The 20,800-nt window shown below is 69.7% G+C and carries 16 protein-coding genes; 7 read left to right on the forward strand and 9 right to left on the reverse strand.

The window, feature by feature from the left end; all coding sequences use genetic code 11:
• Nucleotides 1–73: 73 nt before the first annotated feature.
• Nucleotides 74–316, reverse strand: coding sequence for a twin-arginine translocase TatA/TatE family subunit (gene tatA / locus FL311_RS00385; protein WP_141322831.1), 243 nt, complete (start codon nt 314–316; stop codon nt 74–76).
• Between the two features lie 70 nt (nt 317–386).
• Nucleotides 387–1,391: a sensor histidine kinase KdpD gene (locus FL311_RS00390; protein WP_228556589.1), complete on the reverse strand. Its 1,005-nt coding sequence runs from the start codon at nt 1,389–1,391 to the stop codon at nt 387–389.
• 224 nt (nt 1,392–1,615) lie between these two features.
• On the opposite strand from FL311_RS00390, the gene FL311_RS00395 reads away from it, so the two are divergent.
• From FL311_RS00395 to FL311_RS00405, 3 genes are all read left to right on the forward strand, one after another.
• A complete protein-coding gene (locus FL311_RS00395; RefSeq protein ID WP_174816746.1) occupies nt 1,616–1,984 on the forward strand; it encodes a response regulator in 369 nt (122 codons plus the stop codon).
• 98 nt (nt 1,985–2,082) lie between these two features.
• Nucleotides 2,083–2,412, forward strand: coding sequence for an SCP2 sterol-binding domain-containing protein (locus FL311_RS00400; protein ID WP_141322798.1), 330 nt, complete (start codon nt 2,083–2,085; stop codon nt 2,410–2,412).
• A 95-nt stretch (nt 2,413–2,507) separates the two neighbouring features.
• Nucleotides 2,508–3,677, forward strand: coding sequence for a CaiB/BaiF CoA-transferase family protein (locus FL311_RS00405; RefSeq protein WP_141322799.1), 1,170 nt, complete (start codon nt 2,508–2,510; stop codon nt 3,675–3,677).
• Here FL311_RS00405 and FL311_RS00410 read toward each other — a convergent pair.
• The 4 genes from FL311_RS00410 to FL311_RS00425 are packed head-to-tail and all read right to left on the reverse strand — an operon-like array spanning nt 3,643 to nt 9,677.
• The gene (locus FL311_RS00410) at nt 3,643–4,821 is read right to left on the reverse strand and encodes a hypothetical protein (protein WP_141322800.1); all 1,179 of its coding nucleotides are present in this window, start codon (nt 4,819–4,821) and stop codon (nt 3,643–3,645) included. The genes FL311_RS00405 and FL311_RS00410 overlap by 35 nt on opposite strands.
• Before the next feature lies 1 nt (nt 4,822).
• Nucleotides 4,823–5,392, reverse strand: coding sequence for a MarR family winged helix-turn-helix transcriptional regulator (locus tag FL311_RS00415; protein WP_141322801.1), 570 nt, complete (start codon nt 5,390–5,392; stop codon nt 4,823–4,825).
• The gene (locus tag FL311_RS00420; RefSeq protein ID WP_141322802.1) at nt 5,392–8,538 is read right to left on the reverse strand and encodes an efflux RND transporter permease subunit; all 3,147 of its coding nucleotides are present in this window, start codon (nt 8,536–8,538) and stop codon (nt 5,392–5,394) included. The genes FL311_RS00415 and FL311_RS00420 overlap by 1 nt, the downstream gene beginning before the upstream one ends.
• Before the next feature lie 41 nt (nt 8,539–8,579).
• Nucleotides 8,580–9,677, reverse strand: a complete 1,098-nt coding sequence (locus FL311_RS00425; RefSeq protein WP_228556590.1) for an efflux RND transporter periplasmic adaptor subunit — start codon at nt 9,675–9,677, stop codon at nt 8,580–8,582.
• 338 nt (nt 9,678–10,015) lie between these two features.
• Between FL311_RS00425 and FL311_RS00430 the strand changes: the two genes are divergently transcribed.
• On the forward strand, nt 10,016–11,155 hold the full coding sequence (locus FL311_RS00430; RefSeq protein WP_141322803.1) for an acyl-CoA dehydrogenase family protein: 1,140 nt from the start codon (nt 10,016–10,018) through the stop codon (nt 11,153–11,155).
• 58 nt (nt 11,156–11,213) lie between these two features.
• On the opposite strand, the gene FL311_RS00435 is transcribed toward FL311_RS00430, so the two are convergent.
• From FL311_RS00435 to FL311_RS00445, 3 genes are all read right to left on the reverse strand, one after another.
• Nucleotides 11,214–11,510, reverse strand: coding sequence for a hypothetical protein (locus tag FL311_RS00435; RefSeq protein ID WP_141322804.1), 297 nt, complete (start codon nt 11,508–11,510; stop codon nt 11,214–11,216).
• A gap of 36 nt (nt 11,511–11,546) precedes the next feature.
• Nucleotides 11,547–11,834: a hypothetical protein gene (locus tag FL311_RS00440; protein WP_046713217.1), complete on the reverse strand. Its 288-nt coding sequence runs from the start codon at nt 11,832–11,834 to the stop codon at nt 11,547–11,549.
• A gap of 61 nt (nt 11,835–11,895) precedes the next feature.
• Entirely contained in the window at nt 11,896–12,312 is a 417-nt protein-coding gene (locus tag FL311_RS00445; protein WP_141322833.1) for a hypothetical protein, read from the reverse strand.
• A 76-nt stretch (nt 12,313–12,388) separates the two neighbouring features.
• Between FL311_RS00445 and FL311_RS00450 the strand changes: the two genes are divergently transcribed.
• Genes FL311_RS00450 through FL311_RS00460 form a run of 3 tightly spaced genes read left to right on the forward strand, consistent with a single transcriptional unit; the run spans nt 12,389 to nt 20,581 of the window.
• On the forward strand, nt 12,389–13,033 hold the full coding sequence (locus FL311_RS00450; RefSeq protein WP_141322805.1) for an RlmE family RNA methyltransferase: 645 nt from the start codon (nt 12,389–12,391) through the stop codon (nt 13,031–13,033).
• A 49-nt stretch (nt 13,034–13,082) separates the two neighbouring features.
• A complete protein-coding gene (locus tag FL311_RS00455; RefSeq protein WP_141322806.1) occupies nt 13,083–19,130 on the forward strand; it encodes an alpha-2-macroglobulin in 6,048 nt (2,015 codons plus the stop codon).
• A 56-nt stretch (nt 19,131–19,186) separates the two neighbouring features.
• Nucleotides 19,187–20,581 (forward strand): hypothetical protein, encoded by a 1,395-nt coding sequence (locus tag FL311_RS00460; protein ID WP_141322807.1) that lies wholly within the window; start codon nt 19,187–19,189, stop codon nt 20,579–20,581.
• The last annotated feature ends 219 nt before the right edge of the window (nt 20,582–20,800 follow it).

Genomic DNA, 20,800 nt, shown 5'->3' on the forward strand with positions numbered 1-20,800 from the left:
TCAACGCCCGCTCGGCCCCTCGAGAAGGGGTGGAGCGGGCGTCGTGCTTCAAGGGTGCTTCAGGAAGCGGGGCTCAGGCGTGGCTGCTGGGGGACGAGGACTTCACGTCCTTGTCCACGTTGCCGCCGCTGGCCAGGTTGCCGCCCTTCTTGTCGGCGCCGGGCGTGCCCGCGTCGTCCTCGCCGCCGAAGCCGCGCTTGAAGTTGCGAATCGCGCTGCCCAGGGACGAGCCGAGCTGCGGCAGCCGCGTGGCCCCGAAGAGGAGCAGCAGCACAAACAGGATGAGAAGAAGTTCCATCGGCTTCAGCCCCAGCATCACGGCTCCTTCGTGAAAACGGGCGGAGCATACCGGGGGGCGCCTTGGACCGCCAGCAAGAGCGGAGGTGTCATGCCTGGAGGGCCGCTGCCTCTGCGAGCGTGGCGCCCGGCACCGCCGTCAGGGTGATGAAGAGCGAGCTGCCGGACGGATCCGTCTCCACCCCCACGCTGCCCCCGTGCGCCTCCACCTCCTGGCGGGCCAGGTAGATGCGCAGCGGATCCTCCAGCTTCTTCTCCCGGAAGGCCCGCTCCTCGCGCCGGAACACCGCCGAGGCGTCCTCGTCCGACAGGGGCACGCCCTCGCGGCGCACCTCCACCCGCACCCGGGGCGCGCCGGGGTGGATGCGCAGGTGGATGACCTCCCCGGGCTGGGCGCGGGAGAGCTGGTAGAGGATGAAGGCCTCCAGGGCGTGCTGGATGCGGGCGCCGTCCACGCTCACCTCGGGCTGGGGCTCGCTCGGGTCCAGGTCCAGCACGAGCGCCACGTTGGCGGCGGAGGCCGCCGCGCGCTGCCGCTCCACCGCGGCGTCCAGCAGCGGCAACAGGGACTGGCGCTCCGGCTCGCAGGCGAGCGAGCCCAGGTCGGCGCGGCTGGAGTCGAAGAAGTCCTGCGAGAAGGACAGCGAGCGGTCCGCGTTGCGCAGGATGGTCTCCAGCCCGCGCTGCACCTTGGGCTCCAGCGGCGAGCGGCCGTTGAGCAGCAGCGCGGCATAGGAGCGGATGTTGGCCAGCGAGCCGCGCAGGTCATGGGACGCCATGCCCAGGTAGCGCACCCGTCGGCGGGTGTCGGCCTCGTCCCACGCCACGGGAAAGGTCCAGAACAGGCGCCCCCCGTCGCCCAGGGGCTCCTCGCCCGCGAGCAGGACGTGGTCGTCGTCCTTCTCCCAGAGGCGCGCGTCCCCCAGGCGGCGCTGGAAGCCGGCGGCGCCCAGCAGGGCGTCCAGGGAGCTCACGTCCCCGGGCAGCGCCTGGAGGCCCAGATGCTCGAGCAGCAGGCCGCCCAGCAGGCGCGGGGGCCCCTGCGTGGGGACGAGGACGAGGCCAGGCGCTTCCGCCGTGCTGCCAGCTCCCATCTCCCCTGGGCTCCTCACGTTTTCCACCTCCCGTCCAGCAGGTCACGGAAAGGGTGGGGCGTGACTGTCGGTTTTGCAACGTGCACCCCCGTCGCGTGCGGGGAGCGCGTTTTTGTTGCGCCGCCGGGTGGGAGGATGGTGGAAGAATCCCCAGCGTCGCACCGAGGGAGACTGCCCTGACTCCGCCCAACACACAGCCTGATGGTGCCCCCGTCGTCCTCGTCGTGGACGATGATCCGGACATCCTCGAAGCCCTCTCCGAAATCCTCGAGGCCGAGGGCTTCGTCATCCGCCGCGCGCGCAACGGCAAGGAGGCCCTGGAGCGCCTCGAGCCGGAGCCCCCCCACCTCATCCTGCTGGACTTGATGATGCCGGTGATGGACGGGTGGGAGTTCGCCCAGCGCATGCGCCAGCGGCCCACGACGCACGCGGAAATCCCCATCATCGTCCTCAGCGCGGACCGCAACGTGGGCAGCAAGGCCCAGGACATCGGCGCGGTGGGGCACCTGGCCAAGCCATTCGAGCTCAATGATCTGCTCAACATGGTGCGCCGCTCACTGCCCTCGTCGGCCGCGAACACGACCAGCGCGTGATGAACACGGCGCATCTGATGCCTTGACCTGCCAGGGGGGCGACATTACGGTCCCCCCGTCTTGATTCTCCAATCAACGACCAGGCCAAGGAGCGCCCCATGACGACCGCGAAGGAAATCATCGAGACCGAGATTCCGCAGAAGCTCACGGCGAAGCCGGAGCTGGCGAAGGAGGTCAACGCCATCATCCACTTCGACGTCTCCGGTGAGGGTGGTGGGAAGTGGACGCTGGACCTGACCAAGTCCGAGGGCTGGGTCACCGCGGGCCACGAGGGCGCGTCGAAGATGACCATCCTCGTGAGCAACGACGACTTCGTGAAGATCAAGAACAAGACGCTCAACCCCCAGATGGCGGCCATGCAGGGCAAGCTGAAGTTCAAGCCCATGGACATGGGTCTCGCGATGAAGCTGGCGAAGATCCTGGGCTGATGGCCGTTTGAGTGAGTCATGTGCGGCGCGCCCCCGTCCTCGGGAGCGCGCCGCGTGTCATTTCGGGCCCCCGAGCACCTCCTGGAGAGACTCCCATGTCGACGTTGCCGCTGAAGGGTTTGCGCGTGTTGGACCTGTCGCGCCTGTTGCCCGGTCCCTACGCCACGCTGGTGCTGGCGGACCTGGGTGCCACGGTGGTGAAGGTGGAGGAGCCGGAGGGCGGTGACTACGTCCGGGCGATGCCGCCGTCGCGTGACGACGTGGGGGCGCTGTTCTACGGGCTCAACCGGAACAAGCGCTCGTTGACGTTGAACCTCAAGACGCCCGAGGGGCGTGAGGCGCTCAAGAAGCTCGCGCGCACGCACGACGTGCTGGTGGAGAGCTTCCGTCCGGGCGTCATGGACAAGCTGGGCGTGGGGGAGGCGGTGCTGCGCGCGGAGAACCCCCGGCTCGTCTTCTGCTCCATCTCCGGGTACGGGCAGACCGGGCCGGACCGGCTCAAGGCGGGGCATGACCTGAACTACATCGCCCGGGCGGGGCTGCTGGGGTACGGCGGCGAGGCGGGCGGTGCGCCGGCGTTCCCGGGCGTGCAGATGGGCGACATCGGCGGTGGCAGCCTCTTCGCGCTGGTGGGCATCCTGGCCGCGCTGTACGAGCGCGAGCGCACGGGGCTGGGCCGGTTCGTGGACGTGTCGATGACGGACGGGGCCACGGCGTTCCTGCACATGCACCTGGCGGCGCGGCTCTTCATGGGTGAGCAGGGCGCGCCCCTGGAGCGCGGGCGAGAGGCGCTCAACGGCGGGTATGCGTGCTACGGCCTGTACCGCACGGCGGACGACCGGTGGCTGGCGGTGGGCGCGCTGGAGCCCAAGTTCTTCTCGGGCGTGTGCGAGCGGCTGGAGCGGCCGGACCTGATGGAGGACGCGTACGCGCCAGGGGAGGCGGGCGCGCGGGTGAAGGCGGAGCTGACGAAGCTGTTCGCCTCGAAGCCGCTGGCGCACTGGGCGGAGAGGTTCGCCGGCTCGGACCTGTGCGTGGAGCCGGTGGCCGAAGGGGACGACGTGCTGAAGGACGCGCAGCTGCGTGCCCGGGGGCTCTTCGTCGAGGCGGAGGACTCCAGGCTGGGCAAGGTGACGCACCTGCTGACGCCGCTGCGCATGGGGCCCACGCCGCTGCGCGAGCCGCCCGCGCTGGGGCAGCACTCGCGCGAGGTGCTCGCCGAGGCGGGCTTCACCGAGGAGGAGATGGCGCGGCTGGGCGTGTGAGCTCTCGAGGGCTCCACAAGGAGTCTCCTCGCGCGGCGTGACAGGTGTCGCCCACCAGGTCGAGCGCGAGCTGCTTGTCGCGCCCGGCCACCGACGCGGGGGCGGCGAGCAGGCCCGTCTGGTCCATCCGGCGCACCGTGTTCTCCAGGTACCGGCGTGCCCGCTCCACCGTCTGCTGCTGTGCGGGGGTAGGGCGCCAGCCCGTGTCCTCCCTCAATCGCCCGAGGGTCTCCAGCAGATGCCCCTGGAACTTCAGCATCTGCGCGAGGACGCGCTCGCGCTCCGCGGGCGCCGAGGCCCACGCGGTCTCGTACTGCCGCGTCTCCGAATCCAGCCGATACAGCAGCACGTCCACCTGGGCCGCGAGCCGTCGTCTCCATGCCGCACGCACCGGGGCATGCCGCGCCCAGCCGGCCACGGCCTGGAAGTAGTGCAGCCCGCCACACGGATGCGCGTAGATGCCCTGGCCCCGCTTGGGCACCTCGGGCCGCTTCGCCTTCATCCCCTCGGCCAGCTCCGCGTTCGCCGTCTCCAGCGCCGTGAGCGCACGGGTCATCACCTCATCCACGCGCACCCGCTGCCCCGTCGAGTCACGGAACGAATCCCCGGGCCGCGAGCTCAGCGAGAGCGCCTCCAACATCCACGCGCTCTCACCGGACTCCACCTGCGCCATGCGGAAGTCGTGCTTCACGTCCTCCACCAGCTCCCGCAGCGTCACCTCGCCCCAGTCCGTCTTGAAGCGCTGTGACAAGGGCAACCCGGAGGCGAGCAGCGTCTTCACCTGGAGCGCCGGGTGCGGCTCCACCGGTGTACCGTCGGACGTGAACGAGTCGAAGTAGACGTCCACCCGGCTCGACGCGGTCTGCTCTCGCGCGGGAGTCCGGCGCAGGAAGTCCGCCACCACGACCTCGGCGGCGAGCCGTCCATCCGCCGCGCGGAACGCACGTCCATCCAGCGCCATGCCATGCGCGAGCGCCCACGGAGCGCGCGCATCCGAGGCCCACGCGCGGCACCTGGACGCCAGCTCACGCGCGAGCGGCGAGGGCTCGGCTCGAGCCTGCGGGATGAAGAAGAGACAGGGGAGGCACGCCAGGAGACGGAGCGCGCGTCGGGCGGAGGCTCCCACCGACGCGCGCTCGTCCATCCTAGATGGCCTGCTCGGGCGTGGTCCCGAGCCGCTTCAGCACCCGCTCCAGGAGGCCGAAGAGGGCCTCCTGGTCATCGGGGGGAAGCAGGTCCAGCATCCGCCGCAGCCCCTGGTCCACGCTGCGGCTGATGAGGGTGAAGAGCTTGACGCCCTCCGGGGTGAGCTGCGCGACGACGGCGCGCCGGTCCTCGGCGTCCCTCGTGCGCTCCACCATCTTCATGTCCTCCAGCCGGTCCACCACGCCGGTGATGGTCTTCTTCGTGATTCCGACCCGCTGGGCCAGGACGCCCACGTGCGTGGGGCCGTCGTTGCCCAGCCACATCAGCACATGGATCTGCGTGGGGGTGAGCTGGTTGCTCTCGCAGATTCCGTGCAGCGGATCCCTCAACGAGCGGTAGCGCCCGAGCTGGATGATGAGGTCGTGCAGCCGCCGCGACGCGGGAGTGGAGGTGTCCTCCTCGGGGGGCGCCTCGTAGGCCGCGCCCGAATCCTCGGTGGACTCCAGCTCCTCCTCGCCCGCGCCCGTCGGCTGCACGCGGAGGGCCGGTCTGTTGGCCGGCACTCGCATCAGGCCGTCTCCACTCGCGCGGCGGCGGCCACCGCGGGCTTGCCGCTGTGCGGGTCCACGGCGTGCGGCGTGCCGTGGTCCGGAGCGGAGCCCGGGCCCTTCTTGCGCTTGAACTTCTCCGTGAGCTGATCCAGCAGCGAGTACACCACCGGCACCACGGCCAGCGTCAGCACCGTGGAGGTGATGAGACCGCCGATGATGGTGATGGCCATGGGCGCGCGCGTCTCGGCGCCGTCGCCGCGGGCGATGGCCACCGGCACCATGCCGGCGATCATCGCGATGGTGGTCATGAGGATGGGACGCAGACGCACCGGGGCGGCGCCGAGCAGCGCCTCCGTGGCCGACTTGCCCTCCTCACGAAGCTGCAGCGTGAAGTCCACCAGGAGGATGCCGTTCTTCACCACCAGACCCATGAGCATGATGACGCCGATGAGGGCGAACATGGACATGGCCTGCCCGGTGATGAGCAGCGCGCCGATGGCGCCGATGAAGGCGAAGGGCAGCGACAGCATGATGGTGAACGGGTGGACCAGGCTCTCGAACTGGGCCGCGAGAATCATGTACACGAGGATGATGCCGAGCAGCAGCGCGGAGACGAACGCCGTCACCGCCTTGCCGAGCTCCTTCGCGTTACCCTCGAAGTCGTAGATGACGCCCGCGGGCGCCAGCTCCTGCGCCGTCGTGTTCATGAACGCGATGGCCTCGGAGAGCTGGTAGCCGCTGGCCAGGTTGGCCAGCAGGGTGATCTGCCGCTTCTGCGCCTCGCGGTCGATCTGCACCGGACCGTCGGCCGGGGTGATCTTCGCCAGGTTGCGCAGCTCCACCAGCTGGCCGCTCGGCGAGCGCACCGTGAGCTTGCCCAGCGAGTCCGCGGACGCCAGCGTGGAGGGCGGCAGGCTCAGCTTCACCTCGTACGTCTCGCCCCCCTCACGGTAGTCCATGAACTTGTCGCGGCCGAGGAAGGCGCGCAGCGTGGTGCCCAGGGACGCGGCCGGCACGCCGAGGGCGGCGGCGCGCTCGCGGTCCACCTCCACGTCGTACTGCGGCTTGCCCGAGCGGTACGTGGAGTCGACGTCCACCAGGCCCGGGTTCTTGGCCATGGCCGCCTTCACCTTGTCGGCGGTCTCGATGAGCTGCTGCCAGTTGTCGCCGCGCAGGTTGAACTGCACCGCCTGAGTGCGCGAGCCGCCACCGGCCACCGGCGAGATGTCCTGCACCGCGAGGTGGACGCCAGGAGGCGCCTTGATGTTCTGGCGCAGGTACGTCTTGAGCTCGCCCTGCGTGTAGCCGCGCAGCTTCACGTTGACCAGGTTGATGAGCAGCTCACCCTTGTGCACCTCCTCCTGCACGCCGCCGCCAGCGGTGGCGAAGGTGGAGGCGATGCCCGGCAACGGCCGGATGACGGCGTCGAGCCGGTCCAGCTCCGCCTGCGTCTCCTGCAGCGTCGAGCCGATGGGCAGCTCCACCGTCATCTTGATGTTGCCGTTGTCCTGCTCGGGGATGAACGTGAACTTCAGGAAGCGCGCCATCGCGAAGGTGGCGAACAGCACGCCCACCGCGATGACCAGCGTCAGCGCCCGGCGACGCAGGATGCCGGCCAGCAGGTTGCGGTAGCCGGTCTCCATGCCCACCAGCACCTTCTCCACCTTCGCGGAGATGCCCGTCGGCTGGCCGTGGTGACGAAGCAGGCGCGACGACATCATCGGCGTGAGCGTCATGGACACGGCGTAGGAGATGAGCGTGGCCACCGCCACCGTGACGCCGAACTGGTAGAAGAACTTGCCCATCATGCCGTCCATGAAGGCCACGGGGATGAACACCGCCACGATGGCCAGCGTCACCGCGAGCACCGCGACGGCGATCTGCCCGGCGCCGTCCATGGCCGCCTGCATGGGGGACTTACCCTCCTCCATGTGTCGCACGATGTTCTCGATGACCACGATGGCGTCGTCGATGAGCAGACCGATGGAGAGCGTCAGCGCCAGCATGGTGATCATGTTGAACGTGAAGCCCAGCGCGGCCATCACGGCGAACGTGCCGACGATGGACACCGGCAGGGCAATCGCGGCGACGATGGTCGAGTTCAGGTTGCGCAGGAACACCAGCACGATGAGCACGGCGAGCACGCCGCCGAGCACCAGGTCGAACTGCACCGACGCGATGGACGAGCGGATGAACCGCGAGTTGTCCGACACCGTCTCGATGAGGATGCCCTCGGGCAGCTGCTTGTTGATGTCCGCCAGCGACTCCTTGATGAGCTCGGCCACCTGCACCGTGTTGGAGCCGGACTGCTTGCGCACGATGAGCGCCACCGCGCTCCGGTCGCCGTTCTTCGCCGCGCCGCGCGCCTCCTCCGGGCCGTCCACCACGTCCGCCACGTCACGCACGCGCACCGGCGCGCCGTTGGTGTTGGTGAGGATGATGTTGCGGATGTCGTCCACGCTCTTGGCCTCGGACGTCAGGCGCAGCACGCGCTCGCGGCCCGAGTCCATGGTGCGACCACCCGGCATGTCCAGGCTCTGCGCCTTGACCGCCTGGCTCACGTCGCTGATGGCCATGCCGAAGCCGCGCAGGCGGTCCGGGTCCACCACGAGCTGGATTTCACGCTCCCGGCCACCCGTCACGTCGATGCTGCCCACGCCCGGCTGACGCTGCAGCGCCGGCTTGACGATGTCCTCGGCCGTCCGCGTCAGCTCCTGGATGGGCAGCGCGCCGGACAGCGACAGGGTGACGATGGGCGCCGCGCCGATGTCGAACTTCTCGACGACGGGCGTCTCGATTTCGTTCGGCAGCTTGCTCAGCGTCGCCTGGACGCGATCACGCACGTCCTGCGCCGCCACGTCGACCGCCGTGTCCAGCGTGAAGCGCACGACGATCTGCGACACGCTCTCCATGTTGATGGAGCGAAGCTGCTCCACGCCGTTGAGCGTGTTGAGCGCCTCTTCCAGCGGATCACTGACGTTCTTCTCGATGGTCTCCGGGTCCGCGCCGGGCAGCACCGTCGTCACCGTGACGACGGGGAAGTCGACGTCCGGGAACTGGTCCACGCCGATGCGCGGGTACGCGTTGATGCCGAACACGACCACCGCCATCATCAACATGGCGGTGAAGATGGGTCGTGAAATGAAGGTCTTGAGTGGGCTCATTCAGCAGCTCCCTATAAGTCTCGAAGGGGAAGGGCAGGGCGTCACTGCACCACGCGGACGGCCGTGCCCTCCTTCACGTCCAGGGAGGAGTCTGCGAGCACGCGCTCGTCCGCGCTGAGTCCCTGGAGGACGCGCACGTAGCCGGGGAGCACGCGCTCCACGCGCACGTCGCGCTTGCGCACGGTGCCGTCCTGCACCACCCACACGAAGCCGTCCTGGCCTCGCGCGGAGACGGCCTGCGTCGGCAGGAACAGGCCCTTGTCGTCCGCCTGGTCCGCGACGTTGGAGAAGTCCAGGTCCACCAGCGCGCCGGGGCGCAGGGGGTTGGTCGTCTCACCCACCACGTCCGCCAGCACCTCCACGGTGCGGTTGGTGGCGTCCACCACCGCGCCCACCGTGGCCACCTGCACCTCGAAGCGCATGCCGCTGGGGCTCACCGTGCCGTGCGTCTTCACGCCGGGCTTGACCTTGTCCACGACGGACTCGGGGACCAGGGCGCGGACCTCCAGGCCCGTGGTGTCCACCAGGGTGAACACCGCGGTGGGGGGCGTCATGGCCACCGAGTCACCCAGGTTCTTGAGCCGCGCGGTGATGACGCCGTCGAACGGGGCGACGATGGTCATGTCGCGCAGGTTCTCCTCCGCCATGCGCAGCGCCGCCGCGGCCTGGGCCGCCTGGGCCGCCGCCTGCTTCTGGCCGATCTCCGCCTGGTCCAGGCCGGCCGCCGCGATGCCGCCACCCTCGGCCACCTTGCGGGTGCGCTCCAGGTTGTTCGTCGCCAGCTGCAGCCCGGCCTCCGCCGCCGCCTTCACCGCGCGCGCCTGCTCCACGCCGATGAGGATGTTGGACGTGTCCAGCACCGCCAGCGCCTGGCCCTTCTTCACCTTGTCGCCCACCTTCACCAGCATCTTCGCGATGGTGCCGCTGGCCTGCGGGCTGAGCGTCGCCTCCTGCTTGGAGCGGACCTGCCCGGTGACGCGCGTCACGCTGGCCTCCAGCTCCGTGGCGGGCGCAATCGCCTTCACGCCCATCGCCGCCGGGCCCGTCTGCTGGGGCAGGGTCGGCTGGGCTCCACCCTTGCCGCAGCCCGTCGAAATCACCGCCGCCAGCACCGCGGCCATCCACATGCGTCGAATCACGATCGTCCTGCTCCTGCCGGCTCGCGTGGCCTGGACTCCTCCAGGTCGCTGCTCCGGCTTGATGCCATGGAAAGTCTGCGCCCCAGAAACTACAGAGACTGAACTGTCTGTCAAGGGGATACTCCGTGATGCGGACTATCTCCTGCCGCGCCTACCTAACGCCCGCTTACCGGGCAAGCAGGACTTTCTGCGGGACCTGCCCCGGAGGGCGAGCGGGTTGGCTCACTGCGTCACCTTGCCGGTTGCGTCACGGGTGTTGCCCACCGGACGGGGCTGCGTATTGATTCGCGAATCAATCCCCCGAGGTACCCCCCGGATTTCTCCAGGGAGGAGCGTGCATGCCGAACCCGTTCACCGAGGAGCACGAGGCGTTTCGCAGGACGGTGCGAGCCTTCGTCGACAAGGAGATGGCGCCGTACGGGCTGGAGTGGGACCGGGCCGGCATCTTCCCGCGCGAGCTGTTCAAGAAGTGCGCGGAGCTGGGCTTCCTCGGCATCAACCATGATCCACGCTTCGGCGGCAGTGGACTGGACTACTGGTACGTCACGGCGTTCTGCGAGGAGCTCAGCTACAGCAAGAACGCGGGCGTGAACATGGCGCTCCTGGTGCAGAGCCAGATGGCCACGCCCATCATCAACGAGATCGGCACCGACGAGCAGAAGAAGGAGTTCCTGGAGCCGGCGCTCAAGGGCGAGAAGATCGCCGCGCTGGGCGTGAGCGAGCCGGGCTGCGGCTCGGACGTGGCGAGCCTCAAGACGACGGCGCGCAGGGACGGCGACGACTACGTCATCAACGGCTCGAAGATGTGGATCACCAACGGCACGCGCGCGGACTTCATCACGCTGGCGGTGCGCACGGGTGAGGCCGGCTACGGCGGCATCTCCCTGGTGACGTTCCCCACGGACGTGAAGGGCTTCGGCGTCTCCAAGAAGCTCGACAAGGTGGGCAACCTGTCCTCGGACACGGCCGTCCTGTACTTCGAGGACTGCCGCATCCCCGCGCGCTACGTGCTGGGGGAGGAGAACGAGGGCTTCTACCACATCATGACGAACTTCCAGGGCGAGCGCCTGGTGGGCGCCATCACCGCGGTGGCCGGCATGGAGCGGATGATGGAGGACGCCATCCAGTACGGCAACGAGCGCGAGGCGTTCGGCCGGCCGCTGATGAAGTTCCAGGTGTGGCGCCACAAGTTCGTGGAGCACCTGACGGCCATCGAGGCGGCCAGGCGGCTGACGTACCACGCGGTGGACCTCTTCGACCGGAAGGAGAACCCGGTGAAGGAGATCTCCATGGCGAAGCTGTTCGCGGGCGACCTGGCCCAGCGCGTGGCCTACGACGCCCAGCAGTTCTACGGCGGCATGGGCTACGTGGAGGAGACGCCCGTCGCCCGCATGTGGCGCGACGTGCGCCTCATCACCATCGGCGGCGGCACCTCCGAGGTGATGAAGGAGATCATCTCCAAGCTCTACGGCTTCTAGGAGGCCGTGGGCACGGCTCGGGCGGACTTGGAGGGCCGGTCCGCCCGGGCGTGCTCCTTCAGCGGATGCCGCCCTGCTGCGAGGCGTAGGTGCCGCTCTGCTGCTCGTCGTCGAGCACCGCTCCCGCCGCCGCCGCGCCCATGTCCTCGGGGGTCGCCGGCTTGCCCTTGGGGGAGCACACGCACCCCGCGGAGTTGCGGATGATGACCAACGCGCCCAACTCCATGTCCAGGTCGGTGCAGATCTTCACGCATTCCGTGGCCCGCTCCTTGGGCACGGCGGCGGTGGTGGCGGCGACGGTGACGCAGCCGGGGAGCACGAGCAGCGCGAGCAGTCCGATGAGCTTTCGGTTCATGCCCGAGCGTCTATCACGGGCCCGCCGCGGGGCGTTTCATCGCTTGCGGAACAGGGCCTCGGCGGCGCTCATGAGCGCGTCGCGGCTCGCCTTCGCGTGCAGGCCGCCCTCGCCAATCTGGAACAGCTCGCAGAAGTTGGCGCCGTCCTTGTCGGAGGGCACCTCCGCGAAGGGCTCCTTGCACTCCTTGGCGAAGCTCGCGTCGTAGTGCCGGCAGTTGCGGCACGAGCGCACGTCCTCGTCACACTTCGGACACGTGTCGCTGCGGCCGACCTGGTTGGCGATGATGTCGAGCGTGTGTCCACAGTGCGCACAGCCGGCCATGACCACCTCCGCGAAAGAGCAGGGGGGACATTCTGCCAGCGTGGCGTGACGGCCGGGAGCCCTAGCGTTGGAGGCTGGACACGAGCGCCGGCGTGCGCTCCGAGGGAGCGGGCGAGGGCGGCGCGGAGGGGCGCAGCTCCCCGAGGGCATCCAGGAGCTGGTCATCCAGGCGCTTGAGGAGGAACAGCACGTAGGCACCCACCAGGGACAGGGCGGCGGCCAGCACGGCCAGCATCATCCCGCGCTCCCACAGGTGCGCCTTCTCCATCACCCCGCGGCGCTCGGAGAACGTCTTGAGCTGGGCGGCGGCGGCCTTGTCGTCCAGCCGCTGGGCGTACTCCTGGGCCTGGGCGGTGCCGCGCTCCATCAGCCACTGCCCCTGCACCTGGAGCGCATCCGCCCGGGTGTAGCAGTAGACCGCCCCGCCCGAGGAGAGCAGGGTGAAGCACAGCGCCAGCGTCAAGCTCCGGGTGCCCATCGCCTCGTCCTCCGGAATCGCCATTGCGCGGGCCTCGACACCCACGCCTGCCCCGGCTTCCCGAAGACAGTAGCGGATGGTAGGGAGCCCCCCTGACATGGGCAAGCCCTACCGTCCTAAAGACCACTATTTCCAGAAAGCCAAGCAGGAGGGCCTCCGAGCGAGGTCCGCCTTCAAGGTCGACGAGCTCATCAAACGCTTCCCCATGGTGAAGAAGGGCCATGTGGTGCTGGACCTGGGGGCCGCGCCTGGAGGGTTCCTCCAGATCCTGGCGGACGCGGTGGGAGCCACGGGGCAGGTGATTGGCGTGGACATCGTCGCCATCCGTCCCTTCACCCAGCGGCACGTGCGCACGGCGGTGCTGGACGTGCTCGCGGACGACTTCGACGCGAAGCTCACCGCGCTGCATGACGGCCTGTTCGACGCGGTCATCTCCGACATGGCGCCCAAGACGAGCGGCATCAAGGCCACGGACGAGGCGCGCAGCCTGCGGCTGGCGGGCAAGGCGCTGGAGCTGGCCCAGAAGCGGGGCCGGCCCGGCTCGTCCTTCGTGGCGAAGGTGTTCATGGGGGGCGACTTCGAGGACTTCCGCGACCAGGTGCGCGCCCTCTTCGAGGAGGTGAAGGTGGTGCGCCCCGAGGCGACGCGCGGCGCCAGCATGGAGGTCTACCTGGTGGGGCTGCGCCGCAAGGCGCCGTCGGAGGCGCCCCCCGCGAGTTGATCCGCATTGTGGAACGGTGGGGCGGCCACCTGTGTCTAGAGTGCCGACCATGCACCACACCCTCCGCACCTGGGCATCCACTGTCGCGCTGTTGTTCGTGTCCCTGCTGCTCTTCGCCCCGCCCGCGCTCGGCGCCGCGGCGGCGAAGGCGCCTCCCTCGTGGAAGGACATCGACGCGCTGGAGTCGAATCAGCAGTACGAGGCCGCCGCGAAGGGCGCGGAGGCCCGGCTCATCAAGGCGCGTGAAGGTCAGGACGAGGCCGAGTGGACGCGCGCGCTGCTCCGCACGGTGCGCCTGCGCAGGGCGCTGCACGGGTACGAGACGGCGGTGCGCTTCCTGCGCGAGGAGCCCTGGCCCAAGGGGCAGCTGTCTCGCGCCGCGCTGAACCTCTACTACGCCAACTCGCTCGTCACGTACGCGCGCGTCTACAGCTGGGAGGTCCGTCAGCGCGAGCAGGTGGCGTCCTCGGGGCCGGTGGACCTGAAGGCGTGGACGTACTCGCAGCTCATCACCGAGGCGCAGCGCGCGTACGAGGACCTCTGGAAGCAGCGGCAGGCGCTGGGCCAGGAGCCGGTGAAGGCGCTGTCCGAGTACCTGCAGCTGAACACGTACCCGGAAGGCATCCGGCCCACGCTGCGCGACGCCGTCACGTACCTGCGCGTGGAGCTGCTCGCCGACAGCACGCACTGGTTGCCCGAGCAGGCCAACGAGGTCTTCAAGCTGGACCTGCGCTCGCTGCTGGAGGGCACGCCGGTGGTGGACCTGACGGACCCGAACATCCACCCGCTGGTGAAGGTGGCCGCGGTGCTGGGAGATCTGGAGTCCTGGCACCGCGCGGGCGGACGGCGCGAGGCGGCGCTGGAGGCGCGGCTGCGTCGCTACGAGGTCCTCCATCAGCACCTCACCGACGCGCAGGACCGCGCGCGCATCCGCGAGCACCTGGCCGCGCACCTGGCGGGGTTCAAGGACGTGCCCTGGTGGTCCATGGGACAGGGGCTCCTGGCGGAGCAGGAGAACGCGGCGGGCCACGCGGTGCGGGCGCACGCGCTCGGCAAGGCGGGCATGGCGGCGTTCCCCAAGTCCCTGGGCGCCTCGCGGTGCCGGACGCTGGTGGAGTCGCTGGAGGCGCCGGACTTCCGCGTCGTCTCCATGCAGTCGGACGGCGCGAACCGTCGCTCGGTGGAGGTCACGCACCGCAACGTGCCGGCGCTCTACTTCCGGGCGTACCCGCTGGATGTCGAGGCGCGGCTGAAGAAGATCGACGACTACAACCTGCTGCCGTACGGGGACGCGCTCCTGCGCCTCGTCCGGAGCACGAAGCCCGTGGCCACGTGGACCACGCAGCTGCCCGCCACGCCCGACTTCCAGCAGCACCGCACCTTCGTCACGCCGCCGCTGAAGGACGTGGGCACGTACGTCATCGTCGCGTCCGCGCGGGAGGACTTCCGTGAGAAGGGCAACCGCATCCAGGCGTCGTTCCTGTCGGTGACGCCGTGGGTGGCCATCACCCGCAACATCCGCGGCCGGGGCGTGGACGCGCGCATCGTGAAGGGCGACACGGGCGTCGCCGCGCCGGACGTGGCCGTGCGCCTGGTCCAGATGGACTACCGCCAGGGCCCGCGCACCGTGGCCCGGGCGAAGAGCAATGCCCAGGGCGAGGTGTCGTTCGACGCGCCCAAGGGCCAGAACTACCAGAGCTACATCGTGGTGCTGGGCGAGGGGAAGTCCGCGCTGATGTTGCTCAACGGGGTGAACTTCTATCCCTTCTCGGAGCCGCAGCAGGTCGTGTCGTCGCTCGTCTTCACGGACCGCAGCGTCTACCGGCCGCTGCAGAAGCTGCAGTGGAAGGTGGTGGCGTACAGCGGACAGACGAGCCAGTCGCGCTACCAGACGATGCCGCACACCTCGGTGAAGGTGCGGCTGATGGACCCGAACTACCAGGAGGTCGCGTCGAAGGAGGTCCGCACGAACGACTTCGGCTCGGCAGCGGGCGAGTTCACCATTCCCACGGGCCGGCTGCTGGGCGCGTGGCAGGTCCAGGTCGAGTCGGGTGGCAGCGCGGCGGTGCGCGTGGAGGAGTACAAGCGGCCCACCTTCGAGGTGACGCTGAAGGACCCGGACTCGCCGATGCGGCTCAACCGGCCGGCGACCTTCAAGGGCGAGGCGCGCTACTACTTCGGGCTGCCCGTGGCGTCCGGCACGGTGCGCTGGCGCGCGTACCGCGAGCCGGTGCTGCCCTGGTGGTGGTGGTACGACACGCGCTTCATCTCGCAGCAGCGGCAGCTGGTCGCCGCGGGCTCGTCGTCGGTGAAGGAGGACGGTGGCTTCGACATCACGTTCACGCCGGAGGCGGACGAGCGCTCCGCGAGCACGCCCGGGCTGACGTGGCGCTACCGCGTGGAGGCGGATGCCACCGACGAGGGCGGCGAGACGCGCTCGGCGGAGCGGGCGTTCCGCCTGGGCTTCGTCGCGGTGGAGGGCCGGGTGGAGACGGACACGGGCTTCCTGTCCCAGGGCGCGAAGTCCGAGGTGCGGCTGGTGCGCTCCACGCTGGACGGCGCGCCGCAGCCCGGTGAGGGACGCTGGCGCCTGGTGGCGCTCAAGCAGCCCGCGCAGCCGCTGCTGCCGGCGGACGAGCCGATTCCCACGCCGCCGAACCTGAAGCAGGACCCCGCCGCCGCGCCTTCGCCCACGCCGGGGGACGCACTCCAGCCGCGCTGGGGGCAGGACTACAAGCCCGAGTCGGTGCTGGCCCGTTGGGCGGATGGCGCCGAGCGCGCCAAGGGCAGTGTCCAGCACGGCCAGGACGGCGTGGCCAAGGTGACGCTGCCCGCGCTCGAGGCGGGGGCCTATCGGCTGCACTACGAGACGAAGGACGCCTTCGGGCAGACCTTCACCGTGGCGCGCGAGCTGCTGGTGGCCGGAACGAAGTCGCCGGCCGAGCTCGCCGCGGCGCTGGTGGTGGAGAAGTCCTCGGTGCGCGTGGGCGAGAAGGCGCGGCTGCTGGCCACGTCCGGCTTCGAGGGGCAACCGCTGGTGCTGGACCTGTACCAGGGCGACACGCGCATCCTGCGCAAGGCGCTGGTGGCGGGCGAGGGCGCGTCGGTGGTGGAGGTCCCGGTGACGGAGGCGATGCGCGGCGGCTTCACCGCGGTGCTCGTGGCCGTGCGTGACTGGCAGTTCGTGCGCTTCACCGAGCACGTCTTCGTCCCATGGGACAACAAGGAGCTGCAGCTGGAGTTCTCCACGTTCCGCGACAAGATCCGCCCCGGCGCGAAGGAGACCTGGCGCGTGACGGTGAAGGGCCCGAAGGGCGCGAAGGTGGAGGCGGGCGCCGCGGAGCTGCTCGCGTATATGTACGACCAGTCGCTGGACCTGTTCGCGCCGCACTCGCCGCCGAGCGCCTCCAGCCTCTATCCCAACCGCGCGACGGCGGTGGAGCTGGGGACCTCGCTGTCCATGTCGCATGCCCAGTGGCTGGTGTCACAGGGTTACGGCGAGTTCTCCTCGTGGACGCAGCCTTCGTCGGACCGGCTGCGATTCGATGATGGCTACGGCGTGGGCGGACCCGGGCGTCGGTACCGGTCCGCGCGCATGAGCGTCGGGGGTGTCGCCAGTCCGTCCGCGGCGGCTCCGGAGATGGCCCGGAACGAGTCGAGGGTGATGCGCGAACAGGATGCCCCGGGGGCTCCTCCGCCGCCTCCGCCGGCGCCGCCCATGGAGCAGAAGGCGAAGGCGGAGAAGCCCGGGGCGGGTGCCCAGGCCGAGGCGCCGTCCGACGGGCTGCGCTCCAACTTCGCGGAGACGGCGTTCTGGGTGCCGCACCTCATCACGGGCAACGACGGGTCCGCGTCGCTGGAGTTCACGGTGCCCGACTCGGTGACGGCCTGGAACGTCTGGGTCCACGGCCTCACGAGGGACTTGAAGGGGGGCTCGGCGCAGCGCACCACGCGCAGCATCAAGGAGCTGATGGTGCGGCCGTACGTGCCGCGCTTCTTGCGCGAGGGAGACCGCGCGGTGCTGGAGGTGGTGGTGAACAACGCCGCCGAGCAGCAGAAGCAGGGCACGCTCACGCTGGACATCGTCGACCCGGACACGCGCAAGAGCCTGCTGTCGGAGTTCGGCGTGAAGAACGCGTCGCAGACCTTCACGGTGGCGGCGGGGCGGGGGACCAGCCTGCGCTTCCCGCTCACCACGCCGACGCGCGTGGGACAGGTGGCCTTCCGCGTGGAGGCCCGCTCCGGGGATTTGAGCGACGGAGAGCTGCGGCCCTTGCCCGTGCTTCCCGGCCGCGTGCACCTGGCGCAGTCGCGCTTCGTGACGCTCAAGGGCCCGGGCTCGAAGACGATGCGCTTCGACGACTTGAAGAAGGGCGGAGATTCCACGCGGGTGAACGAGCAGCTCGTCGTCACGGTGGACACGCAGCTCTTCTACTCCGCGCTCCAGGCGCTGCCCTACCTGGTGGACTACCCCTACGAGTGCTCGGAGCAGACGCTCAACCGCTTCGTGTCCTCCGGCATCCTGGGCAGCCTCTACGACAAGTACCCGGCCGTCGCGAAGATGGCGAAGGAGCTGAGCCAGCGGGAGACCCAGTTCGAGACCTGGGACGCGGTGGACCCGAACCGGAAGATGGCCCTGGAGGAGACGCCCTGGCTCGAGCTGGCCAAGGGCGGCCGAGAGGGCAACGCGGGCCTGGTGAAGGTGCTGGACCCGAAGGTGGCTCGGGCTGAGCGGGACTCGGCGATGGCGAAGCTGCGCAAGGCGCAGACGTCCAGCGGCGGCTTCCCCTGGTGGCCGGGTGGCCCGCCGTCGCCGTACATGACGCTCTACATCCTGCACGGCCTGTCGCGCGCCATGGAGTACGGCGTGGAGGTCCCGGCGGACATGACGAGCCGGGCCTGGGAGTACGTGGCCCGGCATTACCGCGAGGAGTACTCCGAGAAGCTGATGAAGAAGGGGGTGGGCTGGGAGTTCCTCACCTTCCTCAACTACGTGGCGTCCAACTATCCGAACGCGAGCTACACGGGCGACGCGCTGACCGAGGACGAGCGCAAGGCGATGCTCGCCTTCAGCTTCAAGTACTGGAAGAAGCACTCGCCGTACTTGAAGGGCTACCTGGCCCTGACGCTCAAGCGCGCCGGGCGCAATCCGGACGCGCTGAAGGTCTGGGACAGCGTGATGGACTCGGCGAAGACGAGCGAGGAGCTGGGCACGTACTGGGCCCCCGAGGACCGCAGCTGGCTCTGGTACAACGACACCACGGAGACGCACGCCTTCGCGCTGCGCACGCTGACGGAGCTGCGGCCGAAGGACTCCCGACGCGAGGGACTGGTGCAGTGGCTGCTGCTCGACAAGAAGCTCAACCACTGGAAGTCCACGCGGGCCACGGCCGAGGCGCTCTACGCGCTGGTGAAGTACCTGGAGGCCGAGGGCGCGCTGGGCATCCGCGAGGACGCGAAGGTGACGGTGGGCCCGCGCGTGGTGCGGATGGAGTTCGCCCCGGACGCGTACACGGGGAAGAAGAACCAGGTCGTGGTGCCCGGGCCGGAGCTCCAGCCGGAGACCATGAGCAGCGTGGTGGTGGAGAAGACGACCCAGGGCTTCGCCTTCGCGTCGGCCACGTGGCACTTCTCCACGGAGAAGCTGCCGGACGAGGACCGGGGTGACTTCTTCCAGGTGTCGCGGCGCTACTTCCGTCGCGAGCGCGAGGGCAAGCAGGTGGTGCTCCAGCCGCTGAAGGAGGGGGCGATGATTGCCCCGGGTGACGAGGTGGAGGTGCAGCTGTCGCTGCGCACCCAGCACGCGGCGGAGTACGTCCACCTGAGGGATCCGCGCGCGGCGGGCCTGGAGCCGGAGAACGCGCAGTCGCGGCACCGGTGGGACCTGGGCATCGTCTGGTACGAGGAGACGCGGGACTCGGGCTCGAACTTCTTCTTCGAGTGGCTGCCCGCGGGTGAATACACCTTCAAGTACCGGCTGCGCGCCAACATGGCGGGGACGTTCCGCGTGGGGCCCGCCACCGTGCAGTCCATGTACGCGCCGGAGTTCACCGCGTACTCGTCGGGAGCGGTGATCACGGTGGGGGCCGCGAAGTAGGCTCGCTCCAGGGCCCGGGCCGGGCGGGCCCGGGTCCCCTGGGAGCGAGTGTCGTCATGTCCTTGTCGCGCGGTCTGTGTCGGTCGGGTGGGTGGCTGCTGCTGTGTCTCGGTGTGGCGTGCTCCGACGGTGGTGCGGAGAGGCCCGCGCCCGAGTACCGGCTGTCTCCCGAGCGCGCCGCGCGACTGGAGGCACTGAGGACGGAGATCCTCTCGGATACGTGCTACCAGGGGGAGGACACCCGCGGCTGTCCCCGCGTGACGGTGCCGTTCGCGCCGACGCGCGACTTCGCCATGAAGGACAGCACGGGCGAAGCATTGCTCATCGTCGACGACTTCCCGACGTTGCCCGCGAGGGCGCTGCGCTATCGCAATCGACTCCTCGGGTACTACCGGGCGCTGGAGGGCGGTGACGTCGTCGCGGCGGACCCGGGGTGGCTGGTTCCCCCCAGGTTCCACGAGGCGCTGACCACGTTCGCCACCGAGGACTTCATCCCGGCCGAGGCGTTGCGCGCGCTGGCGGAGCCGCTGCGGGCCCACTATCCCGAGCAGGGGCGACAGAGCGTGGGACACGGCAGCACGGTGTTCTCCCTGTTGGTGGAGGCCAATCCCCGGCAGCCCATCGTCGTGATGGACCATCCGGGCCTGTATGAACTGTCGCGCTCGGAGTTCTGCGAGCCCACGGGTGAGCCGGGCGCCCTGGAGCGACTGAGGGGCAGGGCTCAGCGCGCGGCCACGGGGCTGCGGGGCCTCATCGAGCGACATGGCGTCCGCTTCGTGAACCTGAGCCTGGGCGAGACGGTCGACTCCCTGCGGCGCGCCTGGCCCCGGTACTGCTCGGGAGAGGCGCCGGGAGTGGAGGTCCTCCGAGCGAAGCTGGCCGCCTACGCCCCCATCGCGCAGGTGCTCTTCGCGACCCCCGGCGTCTTCACCGCGCAGGCGGCGATCGACGCCACGGACCCGCTGGATTACCCCTACGACTACCCGTCGGCGGAGTACCCGAACCGGCTTCGCGTGGGCTTCTTCACGACGCTCGAGTCAGGACTCGATGAGTCGGGGCGAGGGGACACGTCGAAGCTGGAAGGGTGGCCCGCGCGCGAGGACGTCGATGTGTACGTGAACAGCGGCGTGCTCCCGACGCGCCCCTTCCCACACAACGCGACGCCGTGGCTCCAGGTGGACAGCTTCGGCGTGGACATCTTCCCCATCACCGCGGCGACGACGTCCTGGATGGCTCCTCTGGCGCTGTCGCGCTTCATCCATGTCCGCTACGAGCGCTTCGCGGACAGGACGATGACCGACGAGCTCATCCAGCGCATCACCAAGTGGATGGTGCCCTCGGCCTGCGAGGACAGGCCCGACCTGGTCTGCGTGTTCCAGGACCCGCTCGCGCACGGGCAGCTCGAGGTCACCCGATTGGGCTATCGGCCACGCGAGTACGTCGCGCCCTGACGGTGCCGTCGGGGACGTCATCGACCTCGCGGCGGTGGCCGCCTGGTCCGTCCAAGAGTGAGCTTCCGCGTCCCTGAGAAGGGCCATGGTGACCATGGGGCGTGCGGATGCTGGAGTGGCCTCATGAGGCGCGTGCCTGTCGAGGCAGTCCGCGAGCTGAGCGGCTCCTCACCGCGGGAGGCGGCGTGGTCCGTGGGATGGCGGAGTGGCGCCATGAGG

This window comes from Myxococcus sp. AB025B, from assembly GCF_006518215.1.
In the GTDB taxonomy this organism is placed as follows: domain Bacteria; phylum Myxococcota; class Myxococcia; order Myxococcales; family Myxococcaceae; genus Myxococcus; species Myxococcus fulvus.

What these genes read in the sequence shown, in the direction of transcription:
- FL311_RS00410 (WP_141322800.1), bottom strand. Translation starts at nt 4,821, where the DNA reads ATGGACGAGCGCGCGTCGGTGGGAGCCTCCGCCCGACGCGCGCTCCGT.
- FL311_RS00390 (WP_228556589.1), bottom strand. Translation starts at nt 1,391, where the DNA reads ATGGGAGCTGGCAGCACGGCGGAAGCGCCTGGCCTCGTCCTCGTCCCC.
- FL311_RS00430 (WP_141322803.1), top strand. Translation starts at nt 10,016, where the DNA reads ATGCCGAACCCGTTCACCGAGGAGCACGAGGCGTTTCGCAGGACGGTG.
- FL311_RS00445 (WP_141322833.1), bottom strand. Translation starts at nt 12,312, where the DNA reads ATGGGCACCCGGAGCTTGACGCTGGCGCTGTGCTTCACCCTGCTCTCC.
- FL311_RS00435 (WP_141322804.1), bottom strand. Translation starts at nt 11,510, where the DNA reads ATGAACCGAAAGCTCATCGGACTGCTCGCGCTGCTCGTGCTCCCCGGC.
- tatA (WP_141322831.1), bottom strand. Translation starts at nt 316, where the DNA reads ATGCTGGGGCTGAAGCCGATGGAACTTCTTCTCATCCTGTTTGTGCTG.
- FL311_RS00450 (WP_141322805.1), top strand. Translation starts at nt 12,389, where the DNA reads ATGGTAGGGAGCCCCCCTGACATGGGCAAGCCCTACCGTCCTAAAGAC.
- FL311_RS00440 (WP_046713217.1), bottom strand. Translation starts at nt 11,834, where the DNA reads ATGGCCGGCTGTGCGCACTGTGGACACACGCTCGACATCATCGCCAAC.
- FL311_RS00400 (WP_141322798.1), top strand. Translation starts at nt 2,083, where the DNA reads ATGACGACCGCGAAGGAAATCATCGAGACCGAGATTCCGCAGAAGCTC.
- FL311_RS00415 (WP_141322801.1), bottom strand. Translation starts at nt 5,392, where the DNA reads ATGCGAGTGCCGGCCAACAGACCGGCCCTCCGCGTGCAGCCGACGGGC.
- FL311_RS00405 (WP_141322799.1), top strand. Translation starts at nt 2,508, where the DNA reads ATGTCGACGTTGCCGCTGAAGGGTTTGCGCGTGTTGGACCTGTCGCGC.
- FL311_RS00420 (WP_141322802.1), bottom strand. Translation starts at nt 8,538, where the DNA reads ATGAGCCCACTCAAGACCTTCATTTCACGACCCATCTTCACCGCCATG.
- FL311_RS00460 (WP_141322807.1), top strand. Translation starts at nt 19,187, where the DNA reads ATGTCCTTGTCGCGCGGTCTGTGTCGGTCGGGTGGGTGGCTGCTGCTG.
- FL311_RS00455 (WP_141322806.1), top strand. Translation starts at nt 13,083, where the DNA reads ATGCACCACACCCTCCGCACCTGGGCATCCACTGTCGCGCTGTTGTTC.